Annotated in this window: 1 pseudogene; it reads right to left on the reverse strand. The window is 59.3% G+C overall.

The features are described 5' to 3' along the window. Nucleotides 1-236, reverse strand: a pseudogene (locus HBA93_RS23560) (cell division protein FtsA); the annotation flags it as partial.

A 236-nucleotide genomic window follows, 5' to 3' on the forward strand; every position in this document is an offset into this window, starting at 1 on the left:
TAAAAACTTGTTTTCAGCCATTGGCCGACCCGTGAGATACGTCCGCCGGACCCTATAAGGCGCCCGCCGGAAGCAGCCCGAACCGAGCGTTCCTCAATACCTGCAACCTGCGGATAAATCAGCAGGCCCACTGTTGCCGAGAAAGCGGAGCCCTTAGCAGCTTCCGGCAATCCCGCAATTCCTAACGGCCGCCCGATGCGGACATTGCGCGCCAGAATACGTCGTGCAACTTCCGG

It is taken from the genome of Ochrobactrum sp. SFR4 (genome assembly GCF_019730395.1).
GTDB lineage: Bacteria > Pseudomonadota > Alphaproteobacteria > Rhizobiales > Rhizobiaceae > Pseudochrobactrum.